Source organism: Enterovibrio sp. FF113 (assembly GCF_041439165.1).
GTDB lineage: Bacteria > Pseudomonadota > Gammaproteobacteria > Enterobacterales > Vibrionaceae > Enterovibrio > Enterovibrio norvegicus_A.
Genome location: NZ_JBGONO010000012.1, coordinates 164,950 through 176,317, shown reverse-complemented (window position 1 = coordinate 176,317; position 11,368 = coordinate 164,950). Strand labels below are relative to the sequence as shown.

General features: G+C 47.0%; 4 protein-coding genes and 1 rRNA gene. 3 read left to right on the top strand and 2 right to left on the bottom strand.

Annotation, left to right across the window (positions count from 1 at the left end; all coding sequences use genetic code 11):
• Nucleotides 1-68: 68 nt before the first annotated feature.
• Together rrf and metA are read left to right on the top strand one after the other, a co-directional pair.
• Nucleotides 69-184, top strand: a 5S ribosomal RNA gene (rrf, locus tag ACED36_RS11845).
• A gap of 152 nt (nt 185-336) precedes the next feature.
• A complete protein-coding gene (gene metA / locus ACED36_RS11840; protein ID WP_016960849.1) occupies nt 337-1,284 on the top strand; it encodes a homoserine O-succinyltransferase in 948 nt (315 codons plus the stop codon).
• Between the two features lie 39 nt (nt 1,285-1,323).
• Here metA and ACED36_RS11835 read toward each other — a convergent pair whose 3' ends face one another.
• Nucleotides 1,324-2,664: a sodium:proton antiporter gene (locus tag ACED36_RS11835; RefSeq protein WP_016960848.1), complete on the bottom strand. Its 1,341-nt coding sequence runs from the start codon at nt 2,662-2,664 to the stop codon at nt 1,324-1,326.
• Between the two features lie 191 nt (nt 2,665-2,855).
• On the opposite strand from ACED36_RS11835, the gene metH reads away from it, so the two are divergent.
• Nucleotides 2,856-6,530 (top strand): methionine synthase, encoded by a 3,675-nt coding sequence (gene metH, locus ACED36_RS11830; RefSeq protein WP_016960847.1) that lies wholly within the window; start codon nt 2,856-2,858, stop codon nt 6,528-6,530.
• Nucleotides 6,531-6,593: 63 nt separating this feature from the next.
• Here metH and ACED36_RS11825 read toward each other — a convergent pair whose 3' ends face one another.
• Nucleotides 6,594-11,252, bottom strand: a complete 4,659-nt coding sequence (locus tag ACED36_RS11825) for an Ig-like domain-containing protein (RefSeq protein WP_371733295.1) — start codon at nt 11,250-11,252, stop codon at nt 6,594-6,596.
• Between the last annotated feature and the right edge of the window lie 116 nt (nt 11,253-11,368).

The following is an 11,368-nucleotide window of genomic DNA, read 5'->3' as shown; positions in this document are numbered from 1 at the left end:
GAGTGCACCCTTGGTAAGGGTGAGGTCCCCAGTTCGAATCTGGGTATCAGCACCAGCTTTAAAATTTTTCTGGCAGCCATAGCGCAATGGTACCACCTGATCCCATGCCGAACTCAGAAGTGAAACGTTGCTGCGCCGATGGTAGTGTGGGGTCTCCCCATGTGAGAGTAGGTCACTGCCAGATACCTCTTCAAACCCGTAGCGGAAACGCTGCGGGTTTTTTCATTTCTAGCGCTTAACGATCTATCTCACAAATGTTCTTGAACCCTGATTGGGGATGTTATAGGGTTATTGGAATTCTAGACGTCTATACATCTTAAAAGGGAGTGCTTTAAGATGCCCATTAAAATTCCTGATCAGTTACCTGCGGCCAGTATTCTGCGTCAGGAGAAAATCTTCGTGATGTCAGCGACGCGCGCAGAAAGTCAGAATATCCGTCCACTGAAAGTACTATTGCTCAATCTAATGCCTAAAAAGATTGAGACCGAAACGCAGTTTATGCGGATGCTTTCTAACAGCCCGCTGCAAGTGGACGTAGAACTACTTCGTATAGACGACAGGCCAAGTAAAAATACACCGACTGAGCACTTAGATACGTTTTATAGACAGTTTCAATCCATCCGTGAGCGTAATTTCGATGGGCTGATTGTGACTGGTGCACCGCTCGGGCTAGTTCAGTTTGAGGATGTGATTTATTGGGAGCATCTTCAGGACATCATGACTTGGGCGAAGGAGCACGTTACTTCGACCTTGTATGTCTGTTGGGCAGCACAAGCAGGTCTTAAGCTTCTTTATGATCTACCAAAGAAAACAAGAAAAGATAAGCTCTCCGGCGTGTATTGGCACAGCATCAATAAAGCGTTAAGTCATAATCCTATATTGCGTGGATTTGATGATTCGTTTCTGGCACCTCACTCGCGCTATGCGGATTTTTCTCCAGAGTACCTTGCAGACAATACAGACCTCGATATTCTGGCTACCTCAGACACTGCAGGTGTTTATCTTGCCGCGACGAAAGATAAGCGAAACGTATTCGTGACGGGTCACCCTGAATATGATTCTCACACTCTTCATCATGAGTATGCCCGAGATGTGGGTGAGGGGATGGAGCCAGTTGTTCCAATGAATTACTACCCTAACGATGACCCATCTAAAGAGCCTTATGTTAGCTGGCGAAGTCACGGACACCTCTTGTTCTGTAATTGGCTTAACTACTGCGTATACCAACAAACACCATACGATCTCGACCAGTTCTCGGAAGCGGCATTTACTAAAGACGATTAAAAAAACGGCCTGCATTGCAGGCCTTTTTTTTGTATATCTCTATTCTTTTGCCGTTTCTCTTTGAGTCTTCGTCTCAGCCTGTTTGTAAGTGCTGGGTTGTATACCCATATCGCGTTCAGCAATTTTGGCTTTTTCGATTAACTTGGTGATGGTTGAGCCTTGAATGAGGATTGAGAAAACAACAACAGCGTAGGTCATGACAAGAATGATCTCTCGCACATCGATGTTCTTCTCGGGAACAATCATATAGCCTGCAGGTACCGCCATTGCCATTGCAATCGCTAACCCTCCGCGTAGCCCCCCCCAAGTTAGAATGCGTATTGAGTATGGGTTATAGTCGCGGTAACGGTTAAAACCCAGATAGCATATCCGAATACTGATATAGCGTGCGATGAGCACTGCCGGTATGGCAAATGCCATGATGATCCAATCTTCCTTGTGGAAAGTGAAGGTCAGCATGCTAAGGCCAATTAATAAGAACAGCACTCCATTGAGGAACTCGTCAACGAGCTCCCAGAAGTGATCGAGATGATCTTCACTTTCTTTTGAAAAACCAATGTAGCGGGTCCAGTTACCAATCATTATCCCTGCCACTACCATCGCAAGAGGACCTGAAACGCCGATTAAACTTGCAAATACATACCCAGCAGTTGGAATGCCGAGTGTCAGCAATAACTCCATAGAGTGATCATCGGTATGACATATCAGATAGTGAAATAGCAGCCCTAAGAGAAACCCATAAACAATACCGCCAATGGCTTCATGCAAGAACAACTCTACCACGCCGAACGCTGTTGGTGTTTCAGAGCCAAAAGCCACTGTGAAAAGAGTCATAAAGATGACGAGGCCAAAGCCATCATTGAACAGCGATTCACCTTCAATCTGTGTTGAAATACGTCTTGGTGCATTTAGCTTCTTAACAATCGCTAAAACAGCAATTGGATCCGTTGGAGAGATGAGTGCGCCGAACAGTAGGCAATAGATAAACGCGAAAGGAATACCAATTAACTGAAAGAACAGCCAAGTTACTCCTCCAATAAAGAACGTGGAGATGAGTGTCGCTAATAGTGCGAGTACAGTTATTTCCCACTTCTGATCTTTAAGGTTTGGCAGTTTTACACCAAGACCTCCCGCAAAGAGTAAAAATCCAAGTACACCTTTTAGTAAAAAGTCGTCGAAGTGCACTTCGTTCAAAGTCTCTGCGGCAAAGTCTTTTAATTGGAACCAGTTATTATGACCGGAAATCACAATACCTAGAGAAAGGATCAGAGCACCGGCAGTGATCGCGATAGTGGTTTGCATCTGCCCTATTTTACTGTTGATAAAGGCAATGAGCATCGCTGCTGCAGCTAAGAAACAGAGAGTGGTATAGACGGTCATGGATGACCCCGTGTCGGATAATATGAGAAATTAAAATGAGTTGTAACGAAATATAAATCGATGTGATGAAGAAAACTACAACAAATCTGAGTGTTTTCGGGGATCCGTTAGAAGTGAGCCACTCATAGACGTCTAGATTTCCATTTGAGCTGTGATACTATGCGAGTAGCGAGCAATATAAGAAGGAATTTGTGGCTGTGAGTAGTAAGGACATTCTAAAAAAACTGTTGGCTGAGCGCATTCTGATTATCGATGGTGGAATGGGTACCATGATCCAGGACTACAAACTGGATGAATCTGACTATCGTGGTGAGCGCTTTTCTGATTGGCACTCGGACCTAAAAGGAAACAATGACCTTTTGGTTTTGACGCAGCCAGAGCTTATCAAGCAGATTCATGGTGAGTACCTCGAAGCAGGTGCGGATATCCTGGAAACCAATACCTTCAATGCAACCACCATCGCCATGGCTGACTATGACATGGAAAGCTTGAGTGCTGAGATTAACCTCGAAGCTGCCAAGCTAGCGCGCCAAATGGCCGATGAATGGACCGCAAAAACGCCTCAAAAGCCGCGTTTTGTTGCTGGCGTATTAGGGCCAACAAACCGAACGTGTTCGATTTCGCCTGACGTAAATGATCCGGGCTTTCGGAATGTATCATTTGACCAATTGGTTGAAGCCTATTCAGAATCCACGCGTGCATTGATTGCAGGCGGGGCTGACATCATCTTAGTTGAGACCATATTTGATACCCTGAATGCCAAGGCATGTACTTTCGCGATCGAGACGGTGTTCGATGAAGATGGCATCATTCTGCCTGTGATGATTTCTGGCACGATCACGGATGCCTCAGGTCGCACGTTATCCGGGCAAACTACGGAAGCTTTCTATAACTCTCTACGTCATGTTAAACCGATCTCTTTTGGACTTAACTGTGCGTTGGGCCCTGATGAATTACGCCAGTATGTTGAAGAACTGTCTCGCATTTCGGAGTGTTCTGTTTCTGCCCACCCGAATGCAGGCCTCCCAAATGCATTTGGCGAATATGACCTTAGCCCTGAAGACATGGCCGAGCATATTGAAGAATGGGCGAAAAGCGGGTTTCTCAATTTAGTCGGTGGTTGCTGTGGTACGACGCCTGAGCATATTCGGCAAATGGAAGTGGCAACACGAAATGTCGTGCCGCGTTCACTTCCTGAATTGCCGAAATACTGCCGTTTGTCGGGTCTAGAACCTTTAAACATTGCGCCTGACACCTTGTTCGTCAATGTGGGTGAACGTACCAACGTGACAGGCTCTGCACGTTTTAAGCGTCTGATTAAAGAAGAGCTCTATGACGAAGCGCTTGAAGTGGCTCGCCAACAAGTTGAATCCGGCGCCCAAATTATCGACATCAACATGGATGAAGGGATGCTGGATGCAGAAGCAGCCATGGTTCGCTTCCTCAATTTGTGTGCGACAGAGCCTGATATTTCCAAAGTACCTATCATGGTCGATTCCTCGAAATGGGAAATATTGGAAGCAGGCCTGAAGTGTGTTCAAGGCAAACCCATCGTTAACTCTATTTCAATGAAAGAGGGTGTTGATAGGTTCATCGAACAAGCGAAATTAATTCGTCGCTATGGTGCCGCAGTCATTGTGATGGCATTTGATGAAGTTGGTCAGGCAGATACGCGCGAACGCAAAATCGAAATATGTACCAATGCGTATAACATCCTTGTGGATCAGGTTGGCTTTCCGCCTGAAGATATAATCTTTGACCCTAATATTTTTGCAGTCGCAACTGGCATCGAAGAGCACAATAACTACGCGGTTGATTTCATTGAAGCAGTGGGCGATATAAAACGCACCTTGCCCCATGCCATGGTATCTGGCGGCGTGTCTAATGTGTCATTTTCATTCAGGGGCAATAACGCGGTCCGTGAAGCCATTCATGCAGTGTTCTTGTATTACTGTTTTAAGAACGGCATGGACATGGGCATCGTGAATGCAGGTCAGCTTGCCATCTATGATGATCTGCCGGATGAACTTCGCGAAGCGGTTGAAGACGTTGTATTGAACCGTCGTGATGACAGTACCGAACGCTTGCTTGATATTGCGGCAAACTATCGCGATAGCGGTGCGGTAGAAGAAGACCGCACCGCGCAAGAGTGGCGCGGTTGGCCTGTTGATAAACGTTTGGCGCACGCATTGGTCAAAGGGATCACTGAGTTTATTGTTGAAGATACAGAAGAAGCACGATCCAATGCGAGTAAGCCTCTCGAAGTGATTGAAGGCCCGCTTATGGCAGGCATGAACATCGTGGGTGATTTGTTTGGTGAAGGGAAAATGTTCTTGCCGCAAGTGGTGAAATCAGCCCGTGTAATGAAACAAGCTGTGGGGTATTTAGAACCTTACATCAATGCAGAGAAGCAAGCGGGTTACACCAACGGAAAAATTCTCCTCGCGACAGTAAAAGGCGATGTTCATGACATCGGTAAGAACATTGTTGGCGTAGTACTCCAATGTAATAACTACGAAATCATCGATCTTGGTGTCATGGTACCCACGGATAAAATCCTAAAAGTGGCGATTGAAGAGAATGTCGACATCATTGGTTTGTCCGGCCTTATCACACCATCACTCGATGAAATGGTGCATGTTGCCAAGGAAATGGAACGTCGCGGGTTTGATATTCCTTTGCTGATTGGCGGTGCAACGACATCTAAGGCGCATACCGCGGTGAAGATCGAAGAGAACTACCACGCGCCTGTCGTGTATGTTTCAAATGCCTCTCGTGCGGTAGGGGTGTGTTCTTCGCTCCTGTCTGACGAGCATCGCCCTGGCTTTATAGATCGTATCGCAAAAGAATATGTCACTGTTCGAGAGCAACATGCTCGCAAAAAACCGCGTACCGCTCCTATCACATTAGAAATGGCGCGTGCGAACAAGGTGCCATTGGATTGGGACGGATATACACCGCCACAGCCAAAGAAACCCGGTGTACACGTGTTCACTGATTTTCCTATCTCAGAAATCCGTCAGTATATCGATTGGACGCCTTTCTTCATGACGTGGTCGTTAAGTGGTAAATACCCGACCATTCTTCGCCATGAAGTGGTGGGGGAAGAAGCTCAGCGCGTGTTTGATGATGCCAATGAGATGCTGGATGAAATCGAACGTACTGGCATGATTAAAGCCAATGGCGTTTGCGGATTATTTCCTGCAAATAGCATTGATGATGACGTGGAAGTGTATACCGATGAATCCCGTACCGAGGTGTTGACGGTGTTGCACGGCCTGCGTCAACAAACGAAAAAGCCGAAAGGGCCGAACTACTGCTTGTCTGATTACATTGCACCAAAAGACAGTGGGAAAGCGGACTGGATTGGCGCGTTTGCGGTGACGGGGGGGATCGGTGAGTATGACATCGCAGAGCAATACAAAGCCCAAGGCGATGACTACAACGCGATTCTTGTTCAGGCAGTTGCTGATCGCTTGGCGGAAGCGTTTGCGGAATATATGCATGAAGCGGTACGTAAAGACCTATGGGGATACTCACCAGATGAAGCGTTGGATAGAGAAGACTTGATCCGAGAAAAGTATCAAGGAATCCGTCCTGCACCTGGTTATCCTGCATGTCCAGAGCATACAGAGAAAGGTGCAATTTGGTCGTTGCTGAATGCTGAAGCAAACACGGGCATGGTATTAACGGAAAGTTATGCAATGTGGCCAGGAGCCGCGGTATCAGGCTGGTACTTCTCACACCCAGAATCGCGTTATTTTGCGGTAGCGCAGATCCAAGAAGATCAACGTGATAGCTACGCAGATCGCAAAGGGTGGGATCTGATCGAAGCTGAAAAATGGCTAGGTCCTAACCTTAGCTGATAAATAACGACGGTTTCGAGACTAAGAATAAGCTCAGCCCTCAGGGGTTGGGCTTATTTCGTTTTAAGGCTCTGAAATACAGGTTACATAAAGTGCCGTGCTAGCTGGCACAGAAGTAACACTATCAAACACGGACAGATTGAGCGTAGAAAGCGTGCTCGCAGAGTTAAACGAACTTGACCAATAGCGTTTTCCATCAGGCCAGCCATAACTCAATATGAAATTAAAGAATACGCCGTTGAAGTACTTAAGCTCAAATATAGTGGGACGGGTCCAATTTTGTTGGCCTGCAAATTTTATCGAGGCTAGATGCTGACACCAGCGATCCGCTTGACCATTGGTTCCTACAAATGCCCCATCAATTTGATCAAACAGCCCAAATGAACCCGTCGGGCCTATCAGATGACTTTCACTGTAGGTACTGGAATAGGTCATTACGCCATTCTGTGTACCATTTTGCCGAGTGAAATGGATATTTTGCAGTACGGTGAGGCTAGGTGATGATGTGAACCAGTTTCCTCGAGAGTCAGACGTCACTTTTACGCAAAATCCGGAGGCATTATTGCTCGTTGTATCATTGAGCTTGTTTCCGCAAACTGGGATTTTTACTGCTGGTGCTGTCACGTCGATTTCAGCGTCATTGCTAATGATGTTGTTTAGCGACGCTGTGATCACGGTATTGTCGGATTGCACGACGCCCGCTGCGACCCCCGCTTGACTCACGGTAACATTTGCAGTGTTTGCGCTTTTCCATACGACATTTTCTGTGATGGATGCCGTTGAATTATCGGAATAATACCCAGATGCTGACAGTTGTTGAGTGCTGCCTTGTGCGATGCTATCGCTGGCAGGGATCACATCGATAGATGTTAAGGCTGCCGACAACACTTCAATCGGAACGGATGAACTCGTCATACCGTCAAATGTCACTGAAATATTAGTATTTGCGGTGGGTTCTATCGCAGTAATAAGCCCTCCAGAAGACACTGTGACGGCTCTGGGGTTGCTGCTCGCCCAACTTAAATCTGAGCTTATCGGAACGTTTGTCCCATCGCTGTAATCACCAACTGCCGACAGTTTTTGGGTCAGACCCTTGGCGATGGTCACACTCGTTGGTGTTACGGTTATTCCAGTGAGTACAGCAGAGGTAACTGTGATCAATGCGTTATCACTGGTGATATCCTCGGCGCTTGCGGAGATCGTTATATCCGTCGCCTCATTGATGCCCGTGATATAACCCGCTTCATTGATGGTTACCGCTTGCGTGTTTGTGCTGAGCCAATTGACATTGTTGACCAAGTTCGATGTTGTACCGTCGCTGTACCTCCCATTCGCACGCATTTGTTGGGATTGACCTTTAGCTATTGACGCTTCTGTTGGCGTGACTTCAATCGCGGTCAATACCGCTGCCGTAACGGTAACTAACGCACTATTACTGAACACACCTTGAAAGTTCGCTTTGACAGAAATGTCACTAGCAACACTTACTCCGTTGGCGACGCCGTTAGTTGTGATGGTTAGCGCTTCGGGTGCACTTACTTTCCAGGTCACGGCTTCCGTTAATTTTGCACTGGTGTCATCACTATAAGTGCCGATTGCCGTAAACGTGGTTGTTTGACCCTTAGCAATAAGCACGACAGAAGGCGTGATTTGTATTGCGTTCAATGCAGCTACATTGACCACAATCGCAGAGGTGTTGCTGGTCACTCCATCCAGTGATGCAGTGACGGCAGTGCCGTTACTAACATTGATGCCACGAACTTGGCCAGACGGTGTCACTGTCGCTCGTTTCGTGTCAGCGCTTTTCCAATTCACTGACGTCGTTATATTTGCTGTCGTTGCATCAGTATAAAGCCCCGTGGCGGTAAGCTGAGTCGTTATTCCTTTAGTAATGATGGCGTTAGCGGGAGTAATTTGAATGGCTGTGAGCGTGGCATCGATAACATCAACGATTGCCGTGTTACTGGTGATCTTTTCCAAGTTCGCAGTGATGGTTGTGCCCGCTGAAACACGGACTCCTTTGGCTAAGCCATTTTCTGTTACAGTCACATTGGCCATGTTGCTGCTTTTCCAAACCACGACGTCTGTCAAATTGGCATTGTTTCCGTCACTGAATGCTCCGATTGCCGTTAATTGTTGGCTGACGCCTTTGGCCAGTTGACTGTTAGCGGGAGTAATTTGCAACGCCGTCAACACCGCATCAACCACATCAATAGTCGCTGAATTGCTGGTAATACCTTGCAGTGTCGCGGTGACTCGAGTGCCGCTAGAAACGGTGATCGCGCGGGCAATGCCTTGTGGTGTCACGGTCACGTTCGATGTATTTGCACTGATCCAAGTCACTTTATCTGACAGATTAGCCATGGTGCCATCACTCAAGATACCTGTGGCAGTCAAGGTTTGTGTCAGACCTTCGGGTAGGGTGGCAAATGCGGGCGTGATCTGAATGCTAACTAAATCAGCTGACCCCACTGCAACAGACGCTGAGTTACTGACTACGTCATCAAGATTTGCAGTGATTTCGGTGTCGGTGGTGATATCGACACCGTGAGCAAGACCTGTTGGTGTCACCGTCACATTGCTGATATCTGTTGATGACCATGACACTGTGCTGGTGATATTAGCGGAGGTGTTATCTGAATAAGTGCCCATCGCCGTTAATTGCTGAGTGAGTCCTTTTGCGACAGTGATAATGGCGGGCGTGATTTGAATGGATTCTAATGCCGCCGCTAAGATAGACATAGTCGCGGTATTACTGGTAATGCCATTCATATTGGCAGTAATTGCTATACCATTTGAAATTTCAACACCCTTTGCCAAGCCCGTTGGCGATATGGTTACGATGGTATTGTCGCGGCTTGACCACGCCACAGAATTAGTCAAATTAAGCTTGGTGTTGTCACTAAATATGCCAATGGCAGCTAATTGCTTAGGAACGCCTTTGGCAGCGCTAAAGCTTGTTGGTGTAACTTGAATGGCTTCTAGTTCTGCTTCGGTGATCGTAATCGATGCAGCGTTACTGCCGACATGACCTAAAGCGGCAGACACTTTGATGCTACTTGTTGGGTTAATAGCCGTTACTTTTCCTTTTGATGTCACAGTCGCGAAGCTCGTGTTGGTGCTTTTCCAGGTCACTTGAGACGTTAAATCAGCCGATGTTTTGTCGCTATAAATCCCTGTCGCCGTGAGCCCACCTGAATTGCCTTTCGCCAATTGAAGCTGTGCTGGCGTTACTTGAATTGATTCTAGAATAGCGACGGTCACATCGACTTGAGCAAGGTTGCTGTCGATACCATCTAGGGTTGCAGTAATGGTGGCTATCATGCCCTCATTAACGGCTTCGACTTCCCCGTTTTGACCAACTGTCGCGATCGCTGTGTTTGAACTTTCCCATGCAACCAGGGAGGTCATGTTTTGGCTGGTGTTATCACTAAATGTTCCCGTTGCTATGAGTGGTTGTTGCAGCCCCTTTGCCAGCGTGATGCTCGCTGGGGTAATTTGGATAGACTGCAGCGCCGCTGACGTCACATCAACTTCGGCCTGATTACTGGTAATGCCATTCAAAAAAGCGGACACCACGATGTCGTTTGCAACGTTTGTGGTGCTGATCAGCCCGAGGTTATCTACTGTTAATCCAGATGTATTGGTACTGTTCCAATGGACTCGTGTTGTGAGATCAGCATTGGTATTGTCACTGTATGTACCAATGGCCGACATTTGTTGTTGAATGCCTTTAGCGACAGCCAGCTTGTTTGGGGTGATTTGGATGGACGTTAGCGTTGCTGGTGTCACCGTCATATTGACACGGTTACTGGTGATGCTTTCTAACGAAGCAAAGACGATGGCTTCAGAGGTTTCCTGTTGACCTTCGGCTATTCCAATCTTGCTGATTGATATGGACTTCGGGACGCTGCTACTCCACGTGACCCTGTTCGTTAAATCGACGAAAGCATTGTCGCTATATAACCCAATAGCTCGAAGTTGCTGACTATTTCCTTTTGCAATACTAACGAGGGCAGGGGTGACTTGAATGGCTTCAAGCACAGCGGAAGTGACTTCAATACCAATTGTATTGCTGGTGATGCCACTTAACGAGGCTGAGATAGTGCTCTCTGCCCCTGCTCGGATTGTGGTCAGCAACCCTTCTTGGCTGATCGTAATATTTGATGAGGTATTCTGCCAAGTCACACGACTGGATATGTTGGCCGTCGTGCCATCACTGTATGTGCCAATCGCCGTGAGCGATTGTGACAACCCTTTGGCTAATGTTATCGCTGGTGGCGTGATTTGAATCTTGGTTAAGCGTGCTGTTGTGCCAGTAATTGTTGATGAATTACTGTTTACGCCGCCTAAGCATGCGACGATCTCGATAGTAGCGGCTGACGACAGCAAGGTGGCAATCCCGCTGTTGTCGATAGAAATAATTTCAGGATGGCTGCTTATCCATTGTGCCATGTTGGTCACATTGACTACTTGTCCGTCGGGATAAGTGGCTAATGCAATAAAAGGCTGGGTATTGCCTTTGGCGAGAATAAGCGCAGATGAGCCTTTGGTGTTAATGGGGAACGGTGAGATTTGTACTGAAACAGCGTTATCATCGAGGCACTCGATGACGTCATAGTTATCGTGACGGTCACAACCAAACAACACAGAAAGACTCGCGATCAAAAACCATCGAAAATTCAGCCAACGTTTTATCGCTGCAGAAGTGCCATCACTCATACGAAACCCACTTATCAATTCAATGTTCATAGACAAGGCTTATATCGCGGCTCCGCAGGTGCGGGCTGGCAATAAGCTTATGAAGCAAGTTGGATTTAACGTGTTTTAAAACTAAT